The following is a 24,455-nucleotide window of genomic DNA, read 5'->3' as shown; positions in this document are numbered from 1 at the left end:
AAATGAGGTGAGGAACAATGGGATAGTCATGCGAAGCCGCAAGCGAAAATGGATCGGACTTGCCGCTGGTTGCGCGCTCCTTCTGTTCGGGATGCTAGCTGGCGTCCTATTCGGGCTGCAGAGATTCAGCCTCCACGATCTATGGCTCTCTTATACACAGTTTAACGGCTCGAACGAGCATCTGATATTGACAACATCACGTGTCCCCCGTGTGCTGATCGCCGCCTCCGTCGGAGCGAGCTTGGCCGTTGCCGGGGCGATTATGCAGGTGCTGACAAAAAACCCGATGGCATCGCCTTCTCTGCTCGGAATTAATTCCGGCGCCGTTCTGTTTATCGTTGTCGGCCTTGCCTTCACCGGCTCGTCTCTGCCGATGAGCGGCATGATCTGGGTCGCACTCGGCGGAGCGGCGATAACCTCCTTGTTCGTATACACGCTGAGCATGCACGGTGGCGGCGGTTTCGAGCCGATCAAGCTGACACTTGCCGGGGCGGCCGTTGCCGCCTTCGCGTCCTCGGTCACCTCAGGGATTATGCTCATTTACAAGCATTCGCTAGAAACGGCGCTGCTCTGGATGATCGGCTCCATAGCGGGCAGACAGCTGAGCCATCTGCTGTTCGTCTTGCCATACTTGTGCACCGGTTGGCTCCTCTCGATGCTGATCGCTGGCTCACTTAATGTGCTTGCCTTAGGAGACGACAGTGCGAAGTCACTCGGTCAGCGGCTGATACTAATCCGAGCCGTCTCCGTGCTCGCGGTCATCCTTCTGGCTGGCGGCTCTGTATCGGCAGCGGGACCAATCGCCTTTGTAGGACTCATCGTGCCGCATCTGTGTCGGTACATAGTAGGCAATGATCATAGCTGGCTGCTTCCTTACAGCGCTTTGACCGGAGCGATTTTGCTGGTAGCGGCTGATCTCGCCTCACGCTTCGTCCTTATGCCGAAAGAAGTCCCTGTCGGCGTAGCAACGGCTCTTATCGGCGTCCCTTTCCTAATCTTTGTGGCGAGAAGGAGGAGGTCATGAACAGACGTCCTGCATGGAAAAATGCGACGATCGTAAGCGCACTGGCAGCTGCTGCGCTCGTCCTGGCCGTTTTGTGCCTGTCGCTCGGCAGCATATCCGTTCCAATTCGGGACGTGATCCTGTCGCTTGTAGGCATGAATGAGGAAGGAAGCGATCTGATTATAAGACAGTTTCGTTTGCCACGCATCGTGGCGGCACTCCTGATCGGTGCGGCATTGGCCGTTTCCGGCAGCCTGCTACAAGGGGTGATCCGCAATCCGCTCGCTTCTCCAGATCTACTCGGCGTTTCGGGCGGCGCTTCGGTGGCCGTTGTCGCGTTTATGACCGTCTTTACCGGCTACAGCATTCATTTCGTGCCGGTCATCGCGATCGTTGGCGCCTTCGCCGTGGCTGTGGTCAACTACTTGTTCGCCTGGAAACAGGGAGTCACTCCCTCCAGACTCGTGCTAATCGGTATCGGCATCTCGATGGCGATGAGCGCCTTGACCATGTTTTTGCTGCTGAGCGGTCCGGCCTACCTCGCGGCTCAGGTGCTGAACTGGATGACAGGCAGCTTGTATGGGACGAACTGGAGCTATATCATGGCCATCTGGCCGTGGATCGTCGTTATAATCCCTCTTTCGCTGCTGTGGGCAAAGGAACTGGACATTCAGGCGCTCGGCGAAGAAACGGCGATCGGTCTCGGCAGCAGACTCCAGATGAGCCGACTTGCCGCGATGCTGCTTAGTGTCGCCCTCGCCGGGGTAGCAGTCGGCATCGCCGGCACAATTTCCTTCATTGGCCTGCTTGCCCCGCATATGGCGAGAAAGCTCGTCGGCAATCGCTACGGAATCGTCATTCCGACTGCGGCACTCATCGGCGCGATCGTGCTGCTACTGGCCGACCTGGCGGGAAGAATGCTGTTCCTGCCGCTCGATATCCCAGCGGGCGTGTTTACCGCCGGAGTGGGAGCTCCTTTTTTCCTGTACCTCCTGTTCAGGCGCAAACGGCCAAGATCTTAATCGACAGAATGGAGTAGGAGTCCGTGGGCTAGCCCCCGATTCCTACTCCTGTGATGGATGGGATTCCATACTACAAGAACAAATAGTCGGCAACTACACGCACATGGGTTACATCGCTACCCGTCCCGGTGCACTTTGGCATGAGAACGAAAGCCACGGTTTATTTGGAAAGCTAGACTTAGCAGCAGCCTAAAAAATTGTAAATAGAAAAAAGGTTCCTGCTCTGCCAGAAAAAGCAGAACAAGAACCTTTCGTTGATGAGGTAATGTGGTCGAGAGGACTTGAACCTCCACGGTGTTGCCACCACCAATACCTGAATCTAGCGGACTCTTTGCAAGATGCTATAACTTAGGTGACCCGTAGGGGATTCGAACCCCTGTATGACAGCGTGAAAGGCTGCTGTGTTAAACCGCTTCACCAACGGGCCAAGATGGCGGATGGAGTGGGATTTGAACCCACGAGACGGGTCGACCCCGCCTACACGATTTCCAATCGTGCTCCTTCGGCCGCTCGGACATCCATCCATTTTCATATGTGCCGCGATTTGATCACTTTGGCAAGAATTAATCTACCATATCTAAAAACCGTTTTCAAGGGAAATTTCATTAAAATAATTCCTGCCAAAAAACGGCCACTTGCCTAAAGCAACCACTTGGCATTCGCAATACTCTGGAGTAATACACTCGGTATGGTGGTGGTAGCAAGTGGCCAGAAGAAAAAATCGTAGCGGCCGAATCCCGTGTTTATACGGAAATTGGTGTGGACCAGGATGTTCAGGACCTGGTGCCCCGATTGACGATATTGATTTATGCTGTAAAAAGCACGATCTTTGCTACCAAAAGCGCGGTTATTTTTCTTGCAGCTGTGACCGCGAGTTATTGAGGTGCCTTTCCAATAAAATTAATTACTCCACAGAAAAAGGCCGAATGGCTGCAATGATTTCTTCCTACTTCTCTCGTGCACAATGTCTTCCCGACAAAGAGTAGATGCACTGAGATAAGTGTGTGACTCTCCCCTCACCTGATTCACAAATCGTGTAAAAATCGGACATAAATCTGACAAAATTCCTTTGCAATTCCACTGTATTTTTTTGGTACTCTATGGAGTGTCCAAGGAGGGTACGCAGCATGGAGTTGCACATACGTACAAGCGCCAGACATGCCTTGGCGCTACAGAAAGAAATAACCTGTCATGGCATCTGCATTTCCGCATTACGTCCGTTTGAAAATGATCAAGTAGAGTTTGTATTCCTTTCCATTTCCGAGCACCAGAAGAAGCTGATCTCATATACTTTACGTAACTACAGCTATACTCTAACATACCTATCCTAGTCGCAATCGCAAGATCATTTTCTCCCCCATGATTGGGGGATTTTTTAACGTATAAGAATTCATAAGCGCGACGCTTATGAATTCTGGAGCGCATGGAAACTTTCCGCTAAAACGCGGTCGCTCCTCTTTGGGGAAGCCTCGATAGAGGTTTTCTTATTTCCTTCTCTCTACTTTCCCCATGCGGTGGACGTCATCTGATGTCATCGTTGCCAATGTGTTTAAAAACGCAATTTGAAAGCTGCCTGGCCCCTCCTGCCCAGCTTTGTGAGCAGCAAGCTCAGCAGCAACCCCATAGCAGACCAAGGCATGTACACCCGCTGCCAGTGTATCCTTTTCCACTGCAGCAAACGCACCCATCACAGAAGTAAGCAAGCAGCCAGTGCCTGTCACTTTGGTCAAAATCGGATGTCCATTGTGAATGAGATAGGTTTTCTCACCATTCGAGATTACATCTGTTTTTCCAGTGATTGCAACGATGGTTTGCAGGTGCTTGGCAGCTGCGATTGCCAACGAGATAACATCCTTTTCACCCGCTCCGGCATCCACGCCTTTTATTTGCCACTCTTCCCCAATCGTATTGGCGATCTCTGCTGCATTTCCTCTGATGATAGAGATAGCTAGTTCGTTCACCAATTTTCTCGCGGTTTCTGTCCGATACGGGGTTGCTCCTGCTCCTACGGGATCGAATATGATCGGGACCCCATGCTCATTGGCGGATTTCCCTGCGATCAGCATCGCCTCCACCTCAAGCTCATTTAGAGTCCCCATGTTCAATACGAGAGCACCTGCGATTTTGGCCATGTCAGCTACTTCCTGCTTCGCATAGGCCATTACCGGGGAAGCCCCTAAAGCCAGCAATCCATTAGCGGTAAAATTAGTCACGACGACATTGGTTATATTATGTATGAGCGGATTATACTGGCGTACCCGATCCAGTGATTCTCCAATCCGATGAAGCTCCATGATTTCTGCCCCTTTCTGTCACATCTTCAGGACGCGGGAAGCATTTTATGTACAGTCAAAACTTCGCCGAGCTCTGGATGTTCTTGCCTTTCTCCTATGATGATATAGGAATGCTGCAGAAGAGGCAATTCTCGCATCGAAGCGAGGATGTTCCAGGTATTCTCTTTTTCACAGGTTACATGACTATGAAATAAATAATGACCCGCTCCTTCTTTCAGAATATGAATATGTTCCAAAAATGCCGTAATCTTGATGCGGTCGTCTGGATGAGAAATTCGGTTCTCTTCCACCCACTTTTCCTTCATTTCTTCGACTTTTAGCATTTTCCACTGATCCAAAAACTGCCAATCCTTGGAATGAGGAAAAATATGTTTGGTTTCTTCTAAAAAGTCGTTGTACTCCCCGTGCAGTTGATCGACATAATCCTCTACATCCTCAGAAATGACGCGAATCGAGTCTTCTCCACATGTACGAATATGATGTGCAAGGTACTTGAAGGATTCAATCATATCGAAATCCCCCCATCCCCAAGCCTGTTTGCCGAATACTCCCCCCCGGGTCCGGCATTTTGTGCAACTGAAGTAATAATAAGTAGACATGTAAAATCCCCTATCTCCCTTTTTTGTGTCTATTTCTGGTATCGGAAAAGGAAGCCGTGCAATTTATGTTACATTCGAACCTATTTTAAAAAATAATTTGTAAACTCGTGGATTTACCGGAAAAATTGCGCTCCCAATCGAAATTCCTACATAAAATCAGGAAAAAATACCCTATTAGAATAACGCAATCTTTCTTATCATTGTCCAGGTAAACAAATCAGTCATCACATGTAGAGGTATTTTTATGAATAAAGTTAATGGAAAAATTTACCTTATTATCTGTCTCTGCTTACTCCTCACCCTCCCCTATAGCTGGTTGTGGCCAGTGAGGGCAGCTGAACAAACCAGCGCAAAAGTACTCGCTTCCTCATTAAACGTGCGCAGTGAGCCCAGCTTTGAAGCAGCCGTCGTCGGTTCCTTGTCATATGGCACGATGGTCACCATCTCCAAAGAAGCGTACGGCTGGGCAAAAATAAGCTACAAGCAAACGACAGGCTGGGTGGCAGGCTACTATCTGCAAAAGTCAACGAATAAGGAGACCACCAAACCGTCTCCACCTGCCCCATCTACCGCCTCTTCCAGTGGCAACAAAGGAACGGTAACGGCAGACGCTCTACGCATGCGCAAAGGACCCGGATTAGATCAAGAGATCGTACAAGTTTTGACACTGGGAACTACCCTTGACATTATGGGCCGCAAGCAGGATTGGTTGCAGGTCAAAACCTCCACAGGAAAAACTGGCTGGGTCTCTGCTACCTATGTGAGTGAGAAGTCATCAAGTACAGTAACTCCAAAGAAGGGAACGTCACCTGGGCTGAAGGGAAAAGTCATCGTCATTGATCCGGGGCATGGCGGTAGTGATGTTGGAGCAATAGGACTGACGTGGAAGACAGAAGAAAAGAAGCTCAATCAAGACACAGCACTGAAATTGGCGAGCAAGCTGCGTCAACGCGGGGCACAAGTGATATTGACCCGAAATAGCGACAGCGAAAAGCCTTCCCTCGCACAGCGCGTTGCCGTGAGTGAAGCCAAAGCTGCGGATGCCTTCATCAGCATCCACTACAACTCCTCGATCAAGCCTAACCGAGGAACACTGACGTTTTTTTATTCGCAAACCAAGGATTATCCATTAGCCCAGTCTATCGAGGCTGGGCTGCGTAACAACCTAGGCCTCCCTAGTAATGGCCTTTCCTATGGCGACTATCATGTACTGCGTGAAAACGCGCAGCCGGCTGTACTCGTTGAGCTTGGCTTCCTCACACATGCAAAAGATGAAGCCATCATTCGCACGGCAAGCTATCAGGAAAAAGCAGCACAGGCAATCGCAGATGGTCTTGCTGACTATTTTGCTAACTGATGGGAATAAGGAAATACAAGAAAAGGGCCCTGTCGATTTACTGCCGACAAGGCCCTTTTTCTCAATCTATATGCATGTTTCACAACGATTACTATCCTTGATTTCATATTAACGGTGGGTCATCGAGACATTGCCATGTCCGTGTCCTTCTTCCTTAGCCGCCACATGCGATCCGGCTTCTACGGTCCACGTAATCACACGACTGGAAATGACAACAGCCAAAATGGTATACATCATCTCTTTCATCGGTACATACCAGAACGACAAGCAAAGCACCATGACGTCCAGCAAAAGAAAAATCGTACCAATTGACAATCCTGTGTACTTGCTGAGTAGTAAGGATAAAATATCGTCCCCACCCGTTGCGGCTCCATATCTGAGCACAAGTCCTGTTCCCAGTCCAGTCAATACACCGGACAACAAGGAAGCGACAGGCATCATATTATGGAGGTCCATGACAATCGGGGAATACTGCTCAAAGCATTCATAAAAGCCGGTGAAAGCCAATGATGCCACAATCGTATCCCAGATGAATTGACGCCCTCTAACCAGACATGCCACGATAAACAACGGAATGTCCAACAGAAGCATCATCATCGCCGGTGATAAGTCAAAGGCGTATTTCGCCAATAAGCCCAGTCCGACGAATCCACCCTCAGATAGGTGGTTTTGATAGTTAATGTGATAATACGCAAATGCCAGCAAACATGCACCAAACAAAATCAAACTGTAACGCTTAGAAGCTTGCAGCGCTCTCCTCATCTTGGTTTCCTCGCAATTTTGTCGATTTAGGCTTGGACGGCCAACCGACTACCGAGGAACTTCGTCGTAAGTTTAAGTCGCTACTCATACAAAATGCCCCGCTTTCGTAGTAGGTTGGTACGTCACTAGAGACGTTCGACTACTACGAAGCTAGATGTAGGAGGAGTCATACTGTTTCCAGATCGTCCTATGGGGACGCATGGTATCCTGATCCCTTCCATTGCTTTTCTTTTATTGTAACACAAAAATGGGGAAAAGACGAACATTCTTCGCCTTTCCCCCATTTTAAAAACGAAACGCCCTGCTCTTCAGCTCCACAGGAATTCCGGCAGTAACCAAAAAAACCTGGTCGCTGATCGAAGCCACGCGCTGATTCATCAGACCAGCCAGATCACGAAAAAGTCTACCCAACGGATACTCTGGCACAATGCCATCGCCCACTTCATTCGTGACGAGCAAAACGGTTCCCGGGTAATCTTCTAGAACCGCCAGCAGCTCTGCCAGCTTCTCCATGATGTGCTCCATCGGATTGTCCTTTTCAGCTTGCAACAACAGATTGGATAGCCATAAAATGAGACAATCAACGAGGATCACGCTCTCTTTTGCCACCACATCCGCACGGCTCTTGAAACTTTGCAATACGTCTGCAAGCAGATGCGGTTCTTCCACCGTTTTCCAGGCAAAAGAGGATTGCTCCCGTCGAAGCTGATGATGATTTACCCGTTCGCGGAGCTCTTCATCAAATACAGGGGAGGTCGCGATATAAATTCCCGCTGTACCGAGATGAGCAGCGTATTTTTCGGCAAACGTACTTTTTCCGCTGCGCGCCCCGCCAGTAATTAATACGACCACTCAGACCCCTCCCTATTTCCCCATCTCTGATTTCAAAAAAATCTGTGGTAATTGATGAACGGGATGCTCCATCACAATCGGTCTTGTTCCGTAGACGTCTTCAATCAGGCTGCTCGTCATAATTTCTCTCGGCCCGCCAACTTGTACTTGCTTTCCCTTGTGCAGCATCAAAATCCGGTCACAGTATAGCGACGCTAAATTCAAATCATGCAAGACCGCCACCACCGTCACACCAGTCGTCTTTTGCCAACCTTTCACGATATCCATCAATTGAATTTGATAGCCGATATCCAGGTAGGTCGTCGGCTCATCCAATAGCAGCAGCTTGGGCTTTTGGACAAGTGCCTTCCCCAGTGCAACACGCTGCTTTTCCCCACCGCTTAGCTGGTCAAGTGTCCGATCCTCCAGCGCGCTTAGGCCGAGCATCTCGATGATTTCATCAATGAGTGCCGTCGCATCCTCCGCCTCTTCTCCGAGCCAGTTTTGGAAGGGAAAACGCCCCATCTCCATCACTTCACGGACCCGAAAGCCTACTGGCGGTAAACCCTCTTGCTCCAGCACCGCCAAAATCTGCGCTAGCTCCTTGCGTGCATACTTGCGTAACGGTTTGTCTTGTATGACGATTTCGCCGACATCGTACGGGATCACTCCGGATATCATTTTCAGCAAAGTCGATTTTCCACTGCCATTCGGGCCGATGATACCGAAAAATTCTCCCTTGCACACCGAAAACTCGATCTCTTTTAAAACCGTTGTCTGCTGATATGCCTTTTGAATGCCATTCACTTGAATCATCGTCTACCTCCTGCCCAGCCTTTTGTTCTGCTTCAACAAATAGGCAAAAAACGGAGCCCCCAGAAAAGCAGTAACAACTCCGAGTGGTATTTCTGTCGGACTCAATAGCATTCTCGCCACGGTATCTGCCCACAGTACATAAATTCCACCGCAAATCGTCGCCATAGGAAGCAAGAGACGATAATCCGGCCCCACCAGCATCCGCACGAGATGAGGAACGACGAGGCCGACAAACCCGACAATCCCGGCAATTGAAACTGCCCCTGCCGTCAGCAGTGTAGAAACAATCAGTACAACCAGCTTGGTTCGATCCACGCTAACGCCCAAATGAGCAGCCTGTCTTTCTCCAAGCGCAAACAAATTCAGTGCACGAGCATAAGAAATGAGTACGATTAGCCCAACAAGTAAATACGGCAGCAAAACATATGTAAAATCCCAGCCGCGAAATGACAAGCTACCCATCAGCCAAAAGACGATCTCGTTCACCGCTTTATCCGAGAGCGAGACCATGAACGAAACTAGCGACCCAAGAAAAGCCTGTACGACGACTCCAGATAGCAGCAATGTCTCTGTTTGCAGTTTTCCCTGGGTATTTGCCAGTCGCAAAACAATCCACAAGCTGACAAAGCCCGTAAGGAAAGCAACAACTGGTATGGTCCATTGACCCAAAAAGGAAATGTGTAGTCCAAAAAGAATGAGAAAAGCTGCCCCAACAGCTGAACCGGAAGCAACCCCCATCGTATACGGATCAGCGAGTGGATTGCGCAGTACACCTTGGAACCCAGCTCCGGCAAGAGACAGACATGCCCCTACCAAAACAGCCAAAATTACGCGTGGAAACCGGATTTTCATGACGATTTGTTCAAAGGATTCTGGCCAACTGACGGGAATCACATCTGATAATCCCGGGAGCTGGTGCAAAAGGATCAACCATACTTGAGAAAGAGGGAGCTGTGCAGATCCCAACGAAATGCTGACGACCATCGATGCCAGCAAAGTGAGACACCCCGCTCCTCCCCATAGCAATAAACGCCTTTTCATTTTATTTCACCAGGTCAGGATAGATCGCTTTAGCTACTTCCTTCAAGCCTAGTGTAATGCGCGGACCAGGGCGGGACAGGATATTCTGGTCCATACCAAACACTTGTTTATTTCGAATTGCACTCATTTTTTCCCAGCCTTTTCGCGAAAGAATGATATCTTCCAGCTTTTTGGATGTCGCCTGGTCAACAATTCCTTCCGCATACAAAATGACATCGGGATCATCTTTTAGAATTTTTTCCTCACTGATTGCATTCCAGCCCTCTGTATCCGAAGCCACATTGGTTGCACCTGAGAGCGTAATCAGCTCGTCCATGAACTCGCCTTTTCCAACGGTCCAGCCTGGGGAAAACTCCAAGTACACTTTTTTCTTTTCTTCTGGCTTCAGACCTTTCACAGCCTCAGTCACTTCGGTTATATCCTGCTTCATTTGGGCAACCAGCTTTTCTGCCTGCTCCTGCTTATTGGTGATGACACCCATCGCCACGATATTGTTCATGATGTCATCCAGCTTTTTGGGGTGTGTCACATAGACAGGCATCCCGAGTGACTTCAGCTTGTCAGCAACGGCCTTATCCATCGAAATTCCGCCAATGACGAGATCTGGGTTATGTGACAAGATCGCCTCTTCATTTGGCGTGACGACTCCACCTACTTTTGGCTTGGACACGGCTGCTTCTGGGTAATCATCGTACTCAGATACCCCGACAATCCGATCCTCCAGACCAAGCGCAAATAAAATCTCGGTTTCAGCCGGAGAAGTAGAAACAATTCTTTCAGGTTGTTTTTGGAATGTCACTTCTTTTCCTGTAGCGTCCTTGACCGTAAGTGGATAGGTTGTCTCTTTTACGGTACTTGCGACAGGATTTGTTTGAGATGCTTCCTGCTTTGCCGGGCTTTGTGCATTTGGTGCGGACTGGCTGTTTCCCGCTCCCGAGCATCCAACCAGGCTCAAGGCGAGTAATACAGGAATAAATAGTGGCAGCGATCGTTTCATTTTGAAATCTTCCTTTCTATCCCTACTAAAAAACCCCTGTGCGACTTCTTTCGGCGCAAAGGGGCTGGCTGTTCAGGTTGGACCACATCAAGAGGAACTCCTGAGCTTGCCGTTCCTTTCCGCGAAGGCGCAGGCGCAAAAACAAACAGGCAGGTCTCCTGGCTTACGGCATATACGAATGCCGTTTCACAGTGGCGGGACCGCGCCGGATTTTCACCGACTTCCCTTTTCACCTCGTTTCTTCCTTAGGAGAAGCAAGGCACCTGTTTGTATCAAAATGATTTGGTTGTAAAAGCAGTTGAGACTCATCCACCATGATAGCACTCCTCAGAGAAAAAAAGAACGAAAAAGAAAACCAAAGACCTGAGCGGAATTTGGTTTCTCATTTTTTGTCTTATCCGTTTTGTGCCCTCTTTTGCAAATAGTCGAGTATTCCCATCGAGCATACTTCCAGATCAAGCTTCAGGATGCCAAAAACTTCATGCTGCTTTGATATGCCCGCTGTTTGCAAATCATCCATGACCCGATTCAAAAGACGTGAAGCTAGCTCTTCAAACCCGAGTCCTGCTGCCATAACCGCCTCCCCCTCGGAGACAAATACAGGCAGCCATGCTGTTACCTGGCGATAGACATCCTCTACCTGGTCGGTCATCCCAAAATGCCCAAAGTAGATACGATTCAGATTATACTCCCGATAACCAGCGATCGAATGCAGCATTTTCTCAGGATCAAACTGATTCGGAGAAGTTGAGGGCAAAACGAGATGCAGGCCCTCTTTTTTCAGCTGTGGATAGTGCACCCCTGCGGTATCCCCCGTAAACATTCCTTTACTGACCGGGTCGTAGATGCTGAAATGATGGTTCGCGTGACCTGGGGAGTCTAAAAATTCCAGCGTACATGCTGGACCAATTGCAAGCGTCTCCCCATCTGCCCGAATAAGCAACCGCTCCTCTGGTACAGGAACGATGGGATCAAATAAGGAATCAAACTGCTCCCGGTATACTGCCTTAGCTCCTTCGATGAGTCTGCTCGGGTCGACCAGGTGGCGAGCTCCTTTGGGATGGACGACGATTTTGGCATTCGGGCACTCTTGCATAAACAAGCCCGCACCTCCTGCATGATCAAGATGAATATGTGTAACGATTATGTATTTGACTTGCTCCAGAGAATAACCCAGCTTTGCCAGACCTTCACGAATATACGGAACGGATGGGCTCGGACCTGTTTCGATCAAGGTGAGCTCCTCATCCGCAATCACATAAGTCCCTGTACGCTCAGGCATGCCGAGGTCGAAGCCGTCAATCAGGTGAATGCGCTGTCCCAAATCGAGTGGTTCTTTTGTATTCATAGGATCAAACTCCTTCGTCGTTTTTTATCGGATGACTTGACTGGGTATCGCAAAATGGCTTTAATACCTCTACAATGACGTCTGGACGATCTAAATGAATGGAATGGGTGGCCTTCATTACAATCCTTTGACGCATCAGTCAAGCCCCCACCATGATATTCACTCGTTCATCCTGCCTCTGTCTCCATCTTACCACTTTATTTCCTGATTATTTTGAATGAATTTCATTTTGCATGAGAAAAGCTGCCCATCTGCAGGCAGCTTTTCTGACTTTAATTCGATTTAGAGATAAATTACGGTTTGCTTGTATAAATCACGACAGCATCCCTTAAAAACGCTGCCAGACCAGGCTGTTCTTTCTCGTAGTACGCCGTGAATCGCGGATCGTCGACGTACATCTGGGCGATCCCTGCATGTGCTTCCTTGCTGTAGTGATCCCAGTAAAAGCTCAGCCATTGACGATGCATGTCTGCTGCCTTCTGCGCCAGTTCACTACCAGGATCGCCAGTGGTGAATGCCTGCGCGAGAGTCTGTAACAAATCGGCACCTAGCTGCTCGACCTCTGCGTACTGCTCTTCCGTCATCCCTTTGATTTTCTCGTTTGCCTTATCGACCTGCTCGCTTCCGTATTTCACTCGAATTTCTTCGCCATATTGTTTTTCATTTTCATCTACTAAGTTTTGTTTGAAGCCTTCAAATTTTTGCTTGTCGCTCATTTTCCTTTTTCCCCCTCTTTCGGCTAAGGTCATTTCGACGTTGGCGATAAGTGCATCTAGCTGTGCACGTTTTTCCAGAAGTTTCGCGCGATGCTCCTGCAAAGCGTGGTCAGCGTCATAATGCGGTGAGGTGATGATTTCCTTGATTTCCTCCAAGCTCACACCCAGCTCACGGTAAAAAAGGATTTGCTGCAGTCGATCTACCTCTTGCTGTCCGTAGATGCGATATCCGGATGAATTGATTCTCGCCGGCTTGAGAATATCAATTTCATCGTAATATCGGAGTGTCCGGGTGCTGACACCCGCCAGGAGCCCTAGCTTTTGTACGGTATATTCCAATGTGATCCCTCCTGACAAATTCATCGTACACATTTACGTACCGTCAATGTCAAACACAAACTTGACGAAAAAAAGATCCATTTTTTCAAACGAGGATAATCAAATCCGACAACAATTAACAAACATTTCCTTTTTTATGATACAATTATGTAAGCATTAAAGCATGACAGCATGGACTGTAGGTGAGCGTGGGATGCGATACAGTACGCTCACTTCATAACCTAGCCTTTCGTTGAAAGGAAAAGGAGGAAATCCGATGCTTTATATTATTGGTTTTGTCGTAGCAGTAGTTGCCGCCGGCTACTTCTTTAGCGGCATGCTTAGTCAACGTGCCAGAGACAAGCATGCGATTAAAAATTACACTGACGATGCCTACGCCCAACAATACATTCAGCATAATTCTCATCATCAAAATCTCGGTCCGTTTTAATCTTTCCAAAAGAAAACCTAGCATCGCTATCCCTTTTGACGGGGGCGCGGTTGAATGCCAAAAAAGGCTCCCTAATGCGGGGAGCCTTTTCTTCATCGGAAAAAATGAAATTACAGCGCTTGGAATGTATCGGTCAGTACCGGTACAATTTGTTTCTTGCGGGACACTACGCCTTTGAGAACAGCTTTGTTGCCTGTGAGTGTCACATTGTATGCTTTTTCTACTGCTTGTGTTGCACTGCCCAAAGCAATCGCTACGGAATCGTTGTTCAAAATATCGGTTACGGCAAATAAGAACAGATCGAGTCCTTTTTCACTGATGATGCTATTGATTGCTGCTTCCAATTCAGCTTGACGTGCCAGTACATCATTTACGTCTACTGCATTCACTTGGGCGATTTCTACTTTTGCGCTACCCATTTGGAATTCTTTTGCATCAAGGGAAAGCAGATCGGCAATCGTTTTATCGCTCAGATCAGCGCCTGCCTTGAGCATTTCCAAACCGTACGTCTCGAGGTTCACTCCAGCAATCTCAGCCAACTCGTGAGCAGCAGCTACGTCTTGCTCCGTGCAGGTTGGGGATTTCAACAGCAATGTATCGGAAATAATCGCAGACAGCATCAGTCCAGCGATTTCTTTTGGAATCTCCACACCATTTTCCTTGTACAGCTTTTTCAGAATGGTTGTCGTGCAACCAACTGGCTCCGCACGGAAATAGAGCGGATTGCTTGTTTCAAAATTGGCAATACGATGGTGGTCGATTACTTCAACTACCTGCACTTGCTCAATGTCATTGGCGCTTTGTTGGCGCTCATTGTGGTCAACGAGAATGACTTCGTTGACTTCGTTCGCTACTGTTTCCACCAAGCGTGGTGCCTTCACTTGGAAGTAATCAAGTACGAATTGAGTTTCGCTGCTGATTACACCCAGGCGAACAGGCTCTACATCAGCACCCAGCTTTGTTTTCAAATCAGCGTATACAAGGGCAGAACAAATGGAATCCGTGTCTGGATTTTTATGACCGAAAATGAGTTTTTTTTCCATGATCCATACTCCTTAGACTTGTTTTGGCGACAAAATTATACCATAGGATAGAGGATATTCCCAAGTAACATTATAGGTTCAAAGTTGATGAATGAAAACAACGTTTTGCTGCATTCCCGCGTGCAGGATTCTTGTCCGCGCACTACAGCTCCCTCTCTTTTGGAAGCTGCTTGATGGCTTCCTCGATGAAATCAAGGAGCTTGCTATCGACTGGATAGTGCATGATTAGTTCAGGCGCTTCTTTTTGAATACGCCACAGCTTCTCCCGCAGCTCTTCTCTGCCGGCAAAAATACGGTCGCTTGCTCGCAAGAAGCGCTTTGCCCATGCCCTCGCCTTTTCCGAGGCAGGATCTCTATTTTCATCCGCTTTGATCTCCGCAAACAATTCAATGAATTCCTGTGTCCGCGAATCATTATCCTGAATACGGGGCAAATTCTTCTCCAGGAAATCAAGCTCTTCTTCTGTAAACAGATTGATTAAGCCAACCTGCCTGGCATCAGGCTTTGCTTCATATAAAAGGTGCAGGTATCGGAATAAGTGATCCCAATCCATTTTTCCTTCCAGCTTGATGGAGCGTTGCACAACCAGGATGATTTCCTGCATAAGCTTGTATGTTTTCATCTTATTTTCGATTTCTTCCAGCTGCTGCTGCAATAAGTCTTCCCACTCTAGTGTGGACTCTTCAAAAATGAGCTTGACCTGCTTCAGATTTAACCCGAGCGCTTTTAGCAGACGAATCTTGTATAGCTTTTCAATCTCATCCTCTGTATAGACACGATGACCGCCTTCAGACCAGGAAGACGGCGTCAACAGACCGATCTGGTCATAAAAGCGCAGTGTTCGCTTTGTGATTTGCAGGAGTCGGGCTATCTCACCCGTTCCGTATGTTTTTTCACCCAGAAAAAATCACCCTTTTCATTCGATCATTTTCTTATGTATGAGTCATGTGACGTAAGCTCGAAAAGAACTGAAAAAAGCTGCCGGCAAATCGCCAACAGCTCATTTGGTTGTTCTCTTATTATGGGCAAATTACTCTTTTTTCGTCAACTTTACTTAGCGGACCATAACTCCTCCACCATCGACCATAATGGTTTGTCCAGTGATGTAATCAGAATCCCGGGATGCAAGGAATACAGCTGTCCGTCCAATATCTTTTTCACAATCCCCGATTCGTTTAATCGGCAATTTAGCAAGCGACGCCTCGTACATTTGTGGCTCTTCTTTGGACCAGGCGATCATTCCTGGCGAATTCGCAAACGGACAAATCAGATTGACGTTGATGCCATATGCTCCCCATTCACGGGCAGCTACCCTGGTAAAAGCACGTACCCCTTCTTTTGCTGCCGCATAGGCAGCTTGTCCGTATTGGCCATCGATCGCCGCACCAGAGCCAAAGTTAATAATTTTGCCATAGCCTTCTTCTTTCATATAGGGCAGAACCCCTTTCATGAAAAAGAAGGTAGACAATGTACCAGTCGAGTAAGCCAAATGCACATCATCGGCCGTCATTTCTTCAAAGGTCTTTACTCTGGACGCCTGTGCATTATTGACGAGAATGTCGACCGTCCCCCATTTTGCAATGACGGTATCAATCGTATTTTTTACCTGCTCCTGGTCCGAGACGTCGCAAGCAATCCCGATCGCCTCTACCCCCAGCTCACGCAGCCCTTGTGCAGTGTTCTCGGCATTTTCTGCGTTCATATCAACAACGGCTACATGTGCGCCTTCTTTGGCCATTGCAATTGCTACACCTTGCCCAACACCGCGCCCCGCTCCTGTGACAATCGCTACTTTATTTTCTAAACGTTTGCTCATCATCTTATCCTCCGTTTCATCGAATCCGAGTAGGAATGAGTGTTTTGTGAGTGGTTCTTGTGCTTGAATTCATTGTAAAAGATGACGTAACGTCACTTGCAAGACGTGCCGCGATTTTCCTTTGCCTGTTCTTCCACCATCGTTGAAAATGCGACTGCCAGCGAGCCACATCTTTAAAAAAGAAGCGCGAGTGCCTTCTTCTGCCGAAAACTACGAAAGATGCCGATTGCTCGCCTCAGATAAGCATTCTTTGACTTTGCAGGTATACGTTCTCCTTCCGTATAATAAAAGCAGCCGAGATTTACCAGTCTCGGATACATATGAAAGAGAGCGTGAACCTTTGTGTAAACCATATCGTTTCTATACTACCTTTCTATTTTGAATCATGCAGAAGGAGAAACGATTTTCGTTGGAATTATCCAGTTGGAAAAATCTATTTTTTTGAATCTATCTATTCGTGACCATACAAACAGTGGTCACATCGGTAGTAACCCTGGAGATGAAAAACCCTGCACGTATTACGTTGATCGCACTCTCCAATCAGTCTATGGCAGCGGCATGCAGCGAATCAGATAATCGGAAATAACCTCAGGCACTCTACCACATGAAAGTAGAGTGCCTATTAGTTCATGAGAGCTTGGACGGAGAATAGTCTATGCGAAAAATGACAGTTACCCCGTATAACGAAACGTGGGTACACCAATTCTCACAAGAGGCGAAGATCTTACGTGGGCTTTTTGGCGATGAGTTGCTGGAGATTCATCATATCGGGAGTACGGCTGTCCCAGGATTAAAGGCAAAGCCCATCATTGACATGCTCCCTGTAGTCAAAAATATTGAACGAATCGATTCCTATCATGAATCAATGAGGCAGCTTGGGTATGTACCAAGAGGCGAATTTGGTTTAGAGGGCAGACGCTATTTTCCCAAGGGCGGAGACAACCGCACACACCATGTGCACATTTATCAAACGGGACATCCTGCGATTGATCGTCATCTTGCCTTTCGAGACTATTTGCGCGCTCATCCCGAAGTCGCGAAAGCATATGGGACGTTGAAGGAAGGCTTAGCACTCCGCTACCCCCATGATCCCGCTGCCTATGTAAATGGGAAGGAAGCATGGGTGCTCGCAACCGAGAAAGTGGCTTTGGAATGGTTTGCAGCTCAATAAGGCCATCGACACGTTTACTACTCCTGTCAACAAGCACGGCTCCTGAACACCTGCCAACAAAAAATGGCACCGCGTGATCATTTCTCTGACCACGCAGTACCACCCAATTGATTCCTTTGTAAAATATCTTTACCCCTAGATGCAAATCATCGATTCCAAATCACGCGGATAGTACGTCAGCATCTCAATCCCATCCTTGGTCACTGCCACTGTATCAGAATGACGGAAGCCACCCAGCCCGCGGACGTATATGCCTGGTTCAACGGTCAAAACCATTCCAGGTTGAATGATCGTATGATCTCCGAGGTCAAAGAACGGAGCTTCATGGCCGAGCAAGCCGATGGCATGTCCGGTATGATGTGCGGTCAAATGCTGGATTTCATTTTCCTTAAAGAACGCCTGAACCGCTTCCTCGACTTTTGACATTGGGATACCTGGTTTGATGTTTTGGAAGGCGATATCCTGCGCTTGAACCATGTAAGTAAAGTATTTTTCTTGCTCCTTGCTTACCTCCTGCACAAACATCGTCCGCTCCAGCTCACTGTGGTAGCCCCACACCTCACCAGCTGCACCTGTGACGAGTGTATCCCCCTTTTTCAGCACGAGGTTTTGTGTCACGGCATGCGGGAAAGCAGACATTGCCCCTACTTGCCCACGGAAAAGCGCATACGCTGTATTGCCATGAGGCTTGTAATCAGCGCCAAGCGTCTCGATCATCGCCATAGTCGCCTCGGAGCTCGCTCTCGTCGTAATTTCAATTTCGCTCAGACCTGGCTTGGAATACTTTTGCAGCAAGCGGTGAGCCAAATTTCCCCAACGGCATGATTCCTTAATCAGCTCGATCTCCGCTTGTGATTTGATGACCCGCATCTCTTCTCCCCAGCCATAAATCGATTGGAACTGCTGTGCCTCTAAGAACTGGCTCACTTTTGGCCCGCGATAGCCCATGGACGAACCATAGCCGTCTGCATCAAAGCCTACCCGTTTTCCAGCAAAGCCTGCTTCAAGCAATGCGTCCTTGAAATACTCCATCGGATGACGAAGTCCTGGATACTCTGGGTAGGAATGAACCTTGTCTACATACGCGAATTCCTCCGCATGCTCATGCTCAAGCGCCGGAACAAACAGATGAGTTTGCTGCTGTGGATCTATGAAAAAGCCAATCGGTCTTTCTGTCGGATGAAAATGAAAGCCAGTCAGGTAAAAAATATCCGTGACGCTAAATAAAATCGCACAATCTAGCTGATTTTGTTGCAGTCTTGCAAAAAGCTTTTGCTGACGCTCGAAAATTTCTGCTTTTGGAATGGCTAGTAACATGCGAATCTCCTCTTTTCATGGTTTGATTTTATGTGGAATAGATGTGGCAAGCGACGGTATGATTTCCTACATCCACAACGGGGGGCTTTTCTGTTTTGCAGATCATCATGCAATCCGGGCATCGTGGATGGAAGGTGCAGCCCTGCGGCGGATGGAGGGGACTAGGCACGTCTCCAGTCAAAATCACTCTTTCTTTCTCTTCGTCTGGATGCGTAATCGGAACCGCAGACAAAAGTGCTTTGGTGTACGGGTGCTTCGGATTGGCGAACAGCTCCTCCGTCTGCGCCAGCTCCACCAGCTTACCGAGGTACATGACGCCGACCCGATCCGTAATATGTCGGACGACACTCAGATCGTGAGAAATAAACAGATAGGTCAGATGAAAGTCTCGCTGTAATTGCAGCAGCAGATTGATCACCTGTGACTGAATCGATACGTCCAAAGCTGAAACCGGCTCGTCCGCAATGATCAGCTCAGGCTGGAGAATTACGGCCTTTGCAATCCCAATCCTTTGGCGTTGTCCCCCGGAAAATTCATGCGGATACGAATGCAGATGATATTCTGAGAGTCCGACGATTTCCAAAATTTCGATCGCTTTCTGAACACGTTCTTCCGGCGAATACAACCCATGAACACGCAACGGTTCTGTTAGAATTTGCAGGATCGTCTTTTTCGGATTGAGAGAAGCGTATGGATCTTGGAAAACCATCTGCATTTTGCGGCGCAGCTTCCGCATTTTTTCATAGGAGTGATCTGCAATATTTTCACCCTGAAACCAGATTTCTCCCGAGGTCAGTTCCTGCAATTTGAGAATGGCACGACCAGTCGTGGACTTACCGCAACCACTCTCGCCTACCAGTCCAAACGTCTCCCCTTTATACACGGTGAAGGACACATCATCGACAGCTTTTACTTGCTCCTTTGGCTGGAACCAGCCCGTTTTGACGTCGTAATACTTTTTTAGTTGCTTGATCTCTAGCAAAGGCTCAGGTAGCATGGGCAGCAACCTCCTGATGCTCGCGCACATATAACCAGCAGCGACATGACTGGTGAGGCAAGGAAAGAAGCGGTGGTCTCTCCTCCAAGCACCTGTCGATCACCTGCGGACAGCGCGGTGCGAAGGTGCATCCTTGTGGGAGCTCGTCTGGGCGTGGGACACTCCCCGGGATCGACTTGAGTTCCCCTTTTCGCTCATTGGCATTGGGCATCGATGCAAGCAGACCTCGTGTATAAGGATGCTTCGGTAAATGGAAGATCGTTCTTACGTCCGCATTCTCCACCACCTGACCCGCATACATGACAACGACGCGATCGCACATTTCTGCAACGACTCCAAGATCATGGGTAATCAGCAGAATCGACATCCTTTTTTGTTGCTTAATCTCTTTCATCAGCTGCAGGATTTGCGCTTGAATCGTCACGTCCAGCGCCGTTGTCGGTTCATCTGCGATCAAAAGCTTCGGCTCACAGAGCATAGCAAGCGAAATCATCGCCCGCTGACGCATGCCCCCCGACAACTGATGTGGATACTCATCGATGATCTGCTCCGCTCGGGGAATTCCTACTGACTTTAGCATCTCGATGATTTTGTAGCGGATTTCCTTTTTACTCAGGCGTGTATGCTGTTTGAGGGGTTCGCTGAGCTGCTGTCCGATCGTAAAAACGGGATTGAGCGATGTCATTGGCTCCTGAAAGATCATAGATATTTCATTGCCTCGCAGCTTGCGCATTTCTTTTTCGGAGAGCTGGGTAATATCCCGACCGCCAAAAACGATTCGTCCGCTTTCTATATACGCCATAGGCTTGGGCAGCAAACCCATCATGGATAACGAGGTGATACTTTTACCACAGCCAGATTCACCTACAATCCCCAGCGTCTCTCCCGCATAAACGGTCAGGTCGATCCCGTTTACAGCCTTGACGATTCCATTTGCCGTCTTGATATGTGTCTGTAACTGCTTCACTTCCAATAGCGGGGATTCTTTGCCCATCCTCGTCACCTCTTTCAATTTCCCTTCAGTTCCGGATCGAGAACGTCACGCAGCCAATCCCCGAACAGATTGACACCCAATGCCGTGAGCACAATCGCAATGCCGGGAAACGTAATCAGCCACCAGGCACTGAAAATATAATCCTTGCCTTCACTAAGCATGTTGCCCCAAGCTGGCTGTGGAGGTTGAACGCCAAAGCCTAAAAAGCTGATCGAGGCCTCCGCAATAATATACGTCGCGATTTGCAGGGACGAGAGGACAATAATCGGTGTAAACAAATTCGGGACAATATGCCGAACGATGATTTCCCAGCGAGGAACGCCTGTAGCAATGCATGAAAGAATGAATTCCTTTTCCCGCAAAGCAAGCACCTCACTGCGAACGACCCTCGCATAGATAATCCAGCCGGCAAACACAAGCGAAATGATAATATTTTGCAGACCTGCCCCCATCACAGCATTGATGACGAGCACTAGCAGCACAAAAGGAAAGCTCAGCTTCACGTCCACAATTCGCATGATAATGGTATCTGCCCAGCCACGGAAATACCCGGCGACGAGGCCAAGTGTTGTTCCAATCAGTCCGGCAAACAGAACCGTGCAGCTCCCAATAATAAGAGATACGCTGGTTCCATGAATCAATCTCGAAAAAATATCACGTCCGAGCTGATCAGTCCCAAGCAAATGCCCCTCAGACATCGGCGGCAGCAGCTTCTTGCCCAGCTCTGCCTGATTCGGATCATATGGAGCGATCCACGGGCCACAAATTCCGAGAAAAAGGACGCCAAGGATGATGACAAACCCGATGGTGCCTGTCGGGCTTTTCAGCAGCCGTCGCAAATAAACACGCCACTTCGGTTCCTTTTTACGGGATAGGTTCATAGAACGAGGGTTCACTTCTGACGAGGTTATGGTCGTTTGATTCATGTGGCACCCCCTATTTGAATCGAATTTGCGGATTGACATAGGCATAGAGCACATCGACCACAAAATTCATCACGGAATAGATGAAGGCGATCAAAAACACACCTGCCATGACGACCGGAAAATCCCGGTTTAAAAGCGACTGCATCAAGAGCCGACCCATTCCTGGCCAAGAAAAGACTGCCTCCACAATAACCGCTCCCCCCAGTAAAACTCCCAAATCTAACGCAACGAGCGTGATGATAGGAATCAGCGTATTTTTCAACGCGTACACGGAGAGGATTTTGTAAGTGGGTACCCCCGATGCCTTTGCTGTTCGAATATAATCCTTTCGCAAAACGTCCAGCATGGTCGAACGGGTGAAGCGTGCAAATCGAGCCACACTATACGCAGCCAGGGTCATCGCAGGGAGAATCAGATGAATCAGTGATCCTCCCCCTCCAGTTGGCAGCCATTTGAGCTGAACAGCGAACAAATAGATCAAAATGAGCCCCAGCCAAAAGCTCGGCAATGCCTGACCAAGAACCGTAAAGGCAACCCCTGTCTGATCAAGTAGCGTGTTGCGCTTGTACGCCGAAAGAATTCCGATTGGTATCGCGATCAAAAGGGAAAGTCCGAGCGAGGTAAAAGCAAGCTGAAAGGTCGCCGGTATCCGATCAAGCACCATCTTCAGAGCATCCTCGCGGGTTCGTAACGAATTTCCGAAGTCACCTTGGACGGCGCCCATAATGAACTCCGTATACTGGACGTATAGCGGACGATCAAACCCGAGCGTTTTCCGGAATTCCTCGAGCTGTTCGCGAGGTGCATCTGGCGGCAGAAAAAGTGCGGTAGGATCACCGGATAGACGGATAATGAAAAAGACCGTTGTCAGCGCTAAGAAAAGTACGATTACCACTTGACCCGTTCGTTTGATGACGTAATCTAGCATAAACCCCTCCTGCCTGCGTCAATCCACTTCCTTTACGAGCGCATGGCTACTGATTCCACTTCATCTCGAATACCATGAATTTCTCATCTGGTCTTGGTGTGAACTGCAGATTCTTGGAAACTGCGTACAAATCACCCTGCTGCCAGAGTGGTACCCATGCCGCTTCATCGACCAAACGATGCTGTAGCTCATCAAATGCTTGTTTTCGATCGGCAGGATCAAAAATCGGCAGCGCTTTTTGGATCATGGCTTCTACATCTTTGTCGTAAAAACCGCTATATGGAGCTTTTTCTGTAAACAGGTTTTCGATCGTTCCCTGCGCATCAAAGGCAGGACCCCAGCCGAGGATAAACATGTCCTTCATTTCGTGCTGGCGAATCTTGGCGAGATGATTTCCCCATTCGTTTGCCTGCACGTTAACCTGAATCCCAATTTTTTGCAGCTGTGAGGCAATCGCTTGCGCCACATGCGTGTCCATTGGATAGCGCCCGTTTGGTGTATCCAGCTGAAGCTTCAAGCTTTTCGGATCCATATTCGCTTCTTTTAGCAAAGCGATGGCTTTCTCCGGGTCATAGCCGTAATCTTTGGTCTCGGTATAGTCCTCGTTTACCTTGGAAAGTGGACCAGTCATTTTCGTTCCGTTGCCATTGAGTACCGATTTCAAAAGCTCGTCTACATCAATGGCGTAATTCAGAGCTTGCCGCACTCGCTTGTCTTTTAAAGGACCGTCGTAAAAGGTGTTAAGGGCAAGATAGTTGATCCGTGAAGAGCCGACCATGGCGATCGTCCCGTTGTCACTGTTTTTCACACGCTCGACGGAATCGACCGGGACATTCTTGAACAGGTGAATCTCTCCACTGAGAAAAGCAGAAAGGCGTGCGCTGAATTCCGGTATGATTTTAAAGGTCAGCTTCTTGATGGCAGGTGAGCCTTGCCAATATTCTTCATTTGCCACCAGCTTGAGTGAATCATCACGCGTCCATTTTTCAAATTTGTAGGCACCCGTTCCTACCGGATTCATCGCGGCTTTTTCCAAGCCCACTTCCTGCGTGTGCTTCGGTGCCATAATCAGCAGATCATCCGTAATTCTCAGGACAAGAGTCGGGAACGGTTGTGACGTAATAATGTGAATCGTATTGTCGTCAATCACTTTTACTTCCTTAATATCCTTCCAGCGAGAGCGGTAAAAGGAATTGTTCTTTTCATCCAAAATGTAGTCGATGTTGAATTTTACAGCCTCGGCATTGAACGGCTCTCCATTCGTAAACTTCACGCCTTGTCGAAGCTTGAACTCCCATGTGAGAGGATCGAGATTTTTCCACTCCGTCGCTAGACTCGGAATCAGCGCTCCTTTTTCATCCCGATCGATCAAGGGATCATAAATGTTGCGGATCTGGATATCTGTCACGTAATTGACATCCGTGTTTGCCAGCATGGTAGCGGCATCTGCCTCGAATCCAATAATCAGTTCTTGAGAAGGCGCGGCAGGGGACTCTGTACTTGCTGCTGGCTGTCCAGCAGGCTGTGTAGTCGCTGGGGCAGTACCGGCCGTTTCAGGCGTACAAGCACTGAGGAACACGGCAAAAAGGAGAAGTAAGACCAGGAACACATGATTTTTGCGTAACATTTTAATCCCCCTCTTCTCTAATAAAGACAAATATAACGAAAAATTCTGAATTAGTTAACATTTTATCAAAGAGAGGTTTTC

The 24,455-nt window shown here is 48.4% G+C and carries 25 protein-coding genes, 2 tRNA genes and 1 riboswitch; of the genes, 6 read left to right on the top strand and 21 right to left on the bottom strand.

The window, feature by feature from the left end:
- Positions 1-28: 28 nt before the first annotated feature.
- The gene (locus ADS79_RS10875; RefSeq protein WP_084765801.1) at positions 29-1,024 is read left to right on the top strand and encodes a FecCD family ABC transporter permease; all 996 of its coding nucleotides are present in this window, start codon (positions 29-31) and stop codon (positions 1,022-1,024) included.
- A complete protein-coding gene (locus ADS79_RS10870; protein ID WP_049738435.1) occupies positions 1,021-2,025 on the top strand; it encodes a FecCD family ABC transporter permease in 1,005 nt (334 codons plus the stop codon). The genes ADS79_RS10875 and ADS79_RS10870 overlap by 4 nt, the downstream gene beginning before the upstream one ends.
- Before the next feature lie 353 nt (positions 2,026-2,378).
- Here ADS79_RS10870 and ADS79_RS10865 read toward each other — a convergent pair.
- Both ADS79_RS10865 and ADS79_RS10860 read right to left on the bottom strand, forming a co-directional pair.
- A tRNA-Glu gene (locus ADS79_RS10865) sits at positions 2,379-2,452 on the bottom strand.
- 4 nt (positions 2,453-2,456) lie between these two features.
- Positions 2,457-2,549 (bottom strand) — tRNA-Ser (locus tag ADS79_RS10860).
- Positions 2,550-3,152: 603 nt separating this feature from the next.
- On the opposite strand from ADS79_RS10860, the gene ADS79_RS10855 reads away from it, so the two are divergent.
- Entirely contained in the window at positions 3,153-3,356 is a 204-nt protein-coding gene (locus tag ADS79_RS10855; protein WP_049738434.1) for a hypothetical protein, read from the top strand.
- A 153-nt stretch (positions 3,357-3,509) separates the two neighbouring features.
- On the opposite strand, the gene thiM is transcribed toward ADS79_RS10855, so the two are convergent.
- Positions 3,510-4,319 carry a hydroxyethylthiazole kinase gene (gene thiM / locus ADS79_RS10850; protein WP_049738433.1) on the bottom strand — a complete coding sequence of 270 codons (810 nt, stop codon included), beginning with the start codon at positions 4,317-4,319 and terminating at the stop codon, positions 3,510-3,512.
- Positions 4,320-4,345: 26 nt separating this feature from the next.
- Positions 4,346-4,828 (bottom strand): hypothetical protein, encoded by a 483-nt coding sequence (locus tag ADS79_RS10845; RefSeq protein ID WP_236699949.1) that lies wholly within the window; start codon positions 4,826-4,828, stop codon positions 4,346-4,348.
- Between the two features lie 334 nt (positions 4,829-5,162).
- On the opposite strand from ADS79_RS10845, the gene ADS79_RS10840 reads away from it, so the two are divergent.
- Positions 5,163-6,275, top strand: coding sequence for an N-acetylmuramoyl-L-alanine amidase family protein (locus ADS79_RS10840; RefSeq protein WP_049738432.1), 1,113 nt, complete (start codon positions 5,163-5,165; stop codon positions 6,273-6,275).
- A 108-nt stretch (positions 6,276-6,383) separates the two neighbouring features.
- On the opposite strand, the gene ADS79_RS10835 is transcribed toward ADS79_RS10840, so the two are convergent.
- The 8 genes from ADS79_RS10835 to ADS79_RS10800 all read right to left on the bottom strand — a co-directional run bounded on the left by ADS79_RS10835 (position 6,384) and on the right by ADS79_RS10800 (position 13,125).
- Positions 6,384-7,037 carry a YitT family protein gene (locus tag ADS79_RS10835; protein ID WP_049738431.1) on the bottom strand — a complete coding sequence of 218 codons (654 nt, stop codon included), beginning with the start codon at positions 7,035-7,037 and terminating at the stop codon, positions 6,384-6,386.
- A 285-nt stretch (positions 7,038-7,322) separates the two neighbouring features.
- Entirely contained in the window at positions 7,323-7,889 is a 567-nt protein-coding gene (gene cobU / locus ADS79_RS10830; RefSeq protein ID WP_049738430.1) for a bifunctional adenosylcobinamide kinase/adenosylcobinamide-phosphate guanylyltransferase, read from the bottom strand.
- A 12-nt stretch (positions 7,890-7,901) separates the two neighbouring features.
- Positions 7,902-8,684 carry an ABC transporter ATP-binding protein gene (locus ADS79_RS10825; RefSeq protein ID WP_049738429.1) on the bottom strand — a complete coding sequence of 261 codons (783 nt, stop codon included), beginning with the start codon at positions 8,682-8,684 and terminating at the stop codon, positions 7,902-7,904.
- Positions 8,685-8,687: 3 nt separating this feature from the next.
- Positions 8,688-9,725 (bottom strand): FecCD family ABC transporter permease, encoded by a 1,038-nt coding sequence (locus ADS79_RS10820; protein ID WP_049738428.1) that lies wholly within the window; start codon positions 9,723-9,725, stop codon positions 8,688-8,690.
- A 1-nt stretch (position 9,726) separates the two neighbouring features.
- The gene (locus tag ADS79_RS10815; RefSeq protein ID WP_049738427.1) at positions 9,727-10,722 is read right to left on the bottom strand and encodes an ABC transporter substrate-binding protein; all 996 of its coding nucleotides are present in this window, start codon (positions 10,720-10,722) and stop codon (positions 9,727-9,729) included.
- 131 nt (positions 10,723-10,853) lie between these two features.
- Positions 10,854-11,004, bottom strand: a riboswitch (cobalamin riboswitch).
- 112 nt (positions 11,005-11,116) lie between these two features.
- Positions 11,117-12,070: an MBL fold metallo-hydrolase gene (locus ADS79_RS10805; protein ID WP_049738425.1), complete on the bottom strand. Its 954-nt coding sequence runs from the start codon at positions 12,068-12,070 to the stop codon at positions 11,117-11,119.
- Between the two features lie 4 nt (positions 12,071-12,074).
- Positions 12,075-12,206 (bottom strand): hypothetical protein, encoded by a 132-nt coding sequence (locus tag ADS79_RS36400; protein WP_255323493.1) that lies wholly within the window; start codon positions 12,204-12,206, stop codon positions 12,075-12,077.
- Between the two features lie 157 nt (positions 12,207-12,363).
- Positions 12,364-13,125 (bottom strand): MerR family transcriptional regulator, encoded by a 762-nt coding sequence (locus ADS79_RS10800; protein ID WP_049738424.1) that lies wholly within the window; start codon positions 13,123-13,125, stop codon positions 12,364-12,366.
- 256 nt (positions 13,126-13,381) lie between these two features.
- Between ADS79_RS10800 and ADS79_RS35630 the strand changes: the two genes are divergently transcribed.
- Positions 13,382-13,555, top strand: coding sequence for a hypothetical protein (locus tag ADS79_RS35630; protein ID WP_162839526.1), 174 nt, complete (start codon positions 13,382-13,384; stop codon positions 13,553-13,555).
- Between the two features lie 110 nt (positions 13,556-13,665).
- Here the strand turns inward: ADS79_RS35630 and ADS79_RS10795 are convergent, their stop codons facing one another.
- The 3 genes from ADS79_RS10795 to ADS79_RS10785 form a co-directional block, all read right to left on the bottom strand.
- Entirely contained in the window at positions 13,666-14,598 is a 933-nt protein-coding gene (locus ADS79_RS10795) for a manganese-dependent inorganic pyrophosphatase (protein WP_049738423.1), read from the bottom strand.
- 142 nt (positions 14,599-14,740) lie between these two features.
- Positions 14,741-15,469 (bottom strand): MerR family transcriptional regulator, encoded by a 729-nt coding sequence (locus ADS79_RS10790; protein ID WP_255323507.1) that lies wholly within the window; start codon positions 15,467-15,469, stop codon positions 14,741-14,743.
- A 183-nt stretch (positions 15,470-15,652) separates the two neighbouring features.
- The gene (locus ADS79_RS10785; protein ID WP_049738421.1) at positions 15,653-16,414 is read right to left on the bottom strand and encodes an SDR family NAD(P)-dependent oxidoreductase; all 762 of its coding nucleotides are present in this window, start codon (positions 16,412-16,414) and stop codon (positions 15,653-15,655) included.
- 655 nt (positions 16,415-17,069) lie between these two features.
- Between ADS79_RS10785 and ADS79_RS10780 the strand changes: the two genes are divergently transcribed.
- Positions 17,070-17,585, top strand: a complete 516-nt coding sequence (locus ADS79_RS10780; RefSeq protein ID WP_049738420.1) for a GrpB family protein — start codon at positions 17,070-17,072, stop codon at positions 17,583-17,585.
- A gap of 135 nt (positions 17,586-17,720) precedes the next feature.
- Here the strand turns inward: ADS79_RS10780 and ADS79_RS10775 are convergent, their stop codons facing one another.
- Genes ADS79_RS10775 through ADS79_RS10750 form a run of 6 tightly spaced genes read right to left on the bottom strand, consistent with a single transcriptional unit; the run spans position 17,721 to position 24,374 of the window.
- Positions 17,721-18,902 carry a M24 family metallopeptidase gene (locus ADS79_RS10775; RefSeq protein WP_049738419.1) on the bottom strand — a complete coding sequence of 394 codons (1,182 nt, stop codon included), beginning with the start codon at positions 18,900-18,902 and terminating at the stop codon, positions 17,721-17,723.
- Positions 18,903-18,930: 28 nt separating this feature from the next.
- Entirely contained in the window at positions 18,931-19,899 is a 969-nt protein-coding gene (locus ADS79_RS10770; protein WP_049738418.1) for an ABC transporter ATP-binding protein, read from the bottom strand.
- Positions 19,889-20,893: an ABC transporter ATP-binding protein gene (locus ADS79_RS10765; protein WP_049738417.1), complete on the bottom strand. Its 1,005-nt coding sequence runs from the start codon at positions 20,891-20,893 to the stop codon at positions 19,889-19,891. The genes ADS79_RS10770 and ADS79_RS10765 overlap by 11 nt, the downstream gene beginning before the upstream one ends.
- A gap of 14 nt (positions 20,894-20,907) precedes the next feature.
- Positions 20,908-21,819 carry an ABC transporter permease gene (locus tag ADS79_RS10760; protein ID WP_141261026.1) on the bottom strand — a complete coding sequence of 304 codons (912 nt, stop codon included), beginning with the start codon at positions 21,817-21,819 and terminating at the stop codon, positions 20,908-20,910.
- Positions 21,820-21,829: 10 nt separating this feature from the next.
- Entirely contained in the window at positions 21,830-22,747 is a 918-nt protein-coding gene (locus ADS79_RS10755) for an ABC transporter permease (RefSeq protein WP_049738416.1), read from the bottom strand.
- A gap of 46 nt (positions 22,748-22,793) precedes the next feature.
- Entirely contained in the window at positions 22,794-24,374 is a 1,581-nt protein-coding gene (locus ADS79_RS10750) for an ABC transporter substrate-binding protein (protein WP_049738415.1), read from the bottom strand.
- Positions 24,375-24,455 lie beyond the last annotated feature (81 nt).

Source organism: Brevibacillus reuszeri, from assembly GCF_001187725.1.
Classification (GTDB): domain Bacteria; phylum Bacillota; class Bacilli; order Brevibacillales; family Brevibacillaceae; genus Brevibacillus; species Brevibacillus reuszeri.
Note: the sequence above shows the minus strand (reverse complement) of the source record. Positions and strands in the feature narration are given on the sequence as shown.

Coding starts and splice junctions, on each gene's coding strand:
- ADS79_RS10755 (WP_049738416.1), bottom strand. CDS start 22,747: ATGCTAGATTACGTCATCAAACGAACGGGTCAAGTGGTAATCGTACTT.
- ADS79_RS10840 (WP_049738432.1), top strand. CDS start 5,163: ATGAATAAAGTTAATGGAAAAATTTACCTTATTATCTGTCTCTGCTTA.
- ADS79_RS35630 (WP_162839526.1), top strand. CDS start 13,382: ATGCTTTATATTATTGGTTTTGTCGTAGCAGTAGTTGCCGCCGGCTAC.
- ADS79_RS10815 (WP_049738427.1), bottom strand. CDS start 10,722: ATGAAACGATCGCTGCCACTATTTATTCCTGTATTACTCGCCTTGAGC.
- ADS79_RS10870 (WP_049738435.1), top strand. CDS start 1,021: ATGAACAGACGTCCTGCATGGAAAAATGCGACGATCGTAAGCGCACTG.
- ADS79_RS10855 (WP_049738434.1), top strand. CDS start 3,153: ATGGAGTTGCACATACGTACAAGCGCCAGACATGCCTTGGCGCTACAG.
- ADS79_RS10765 (WP_049738417.1), bottom strand. CDS start 20,893: ATGGGCAAAGAATCCCCGCTATTGGAAGTGAAGCAGTTACAGACACAT.
- ADS79_RS10750 (WP_049738415.1), bottom strand. CDS start 24,374: ATGTTACGCAAAAATCATGTGTTCCTGGTCTTACTTCTCCTTTTTGCC.
- ADS79_RS10875 (WP_084765801.1), top strand. CDS start 29: ATGCGAAGCCGCAAGCGAAAATGGATCGGACTTGCCGCTGGTTGCGCG.
- ADS79_RS10780 (WP_049738420.1), top strand. CDS start 17,070: ATGCGAAAAATGACAGTTACCCCGTATAACGAAACGTGGGTACACCAA.
- ADS79_RS10845 (WP_236699949.1), bottom strand. CDS start 4,828: ATGATTGAATCCTTCAAGTACCTTGCACATCATATTCGTACATGTGGA.
- ADS79_RS10820 (WP_049738428.1), bottom strand. CDS start 9,725: ATGAAAAGGCGTTTATTGCTATGGGGAGGAGCGGGGTGTCTCACTTTG.
- ADS79_RS10835 (WP_049738431.1), bottom strand. CDS start 7,037: ATGAGGAGAGCGCTGCAAGCTTCTAAGCGTTACAGTTTGATTTTGTTT.
- ADS79_RS10775 (WP_049738419.1), bottom strand. CDS start 18,902: ATGTTACTAGCCATTCCAAAAGCAGAAATTTTCGAGCGTCAGCAAAAG.
- ADS79_RS10760 (WP_141261026.1), bottom strand. CDS start 21,819: ATGAATCAAACGACCATAACCTCGTCAGAAGTGAACCCTCGTTCTATG.
- thiM (WP_049738433.1), bottom strand. CDS start 4,319: ATGGAGCTTCATCGGATTGGAGAATCACTGGATCGGGTACGCCAGTAT.
- ADS79_RS10785 (WP_049738421.1), bottom strand. CDS start 16,414: ATGAGCAAACGTTTAGAAAATAAAGTAGCGATTGTCACAGGAGCGGGG.
- ADS79_RS10795 (WP_049738423.1), bottom strand. CDS start 14,598: ATGGAAAAAAAACTCATTTTCGGTCATAAAAATCCAGACACGGATTCC.
- ADS79_RS36400 (WP_255323493.1), bottom strand. CDS start 12,206: ATGCGTCAAAGGATTGTAATGAAGGCCACCCATTCCATTCATTTAGAT.
- ADS79_RS10825 (WP_049738429.1), bottom strand. CDS start 8,684: ATGATTCAAGTGAATGGCATTCAAAAGGCATATCAGCAGACAACGGTT.
- ADS79_RS10770 (WP_049738418.1), bottom strand. CDS start 19,899: ATGCTACCTGAGCCTTTGCTAGAGATCAAGCAACTAAAAAAGTATTAC.
- ADS79_RS10805 (WP_049738425.1), bottom strand. CDS start 12,070: ATGAATACAAAAGAACCACTCGATTTGGGACAGCGCATTCACCTGATT.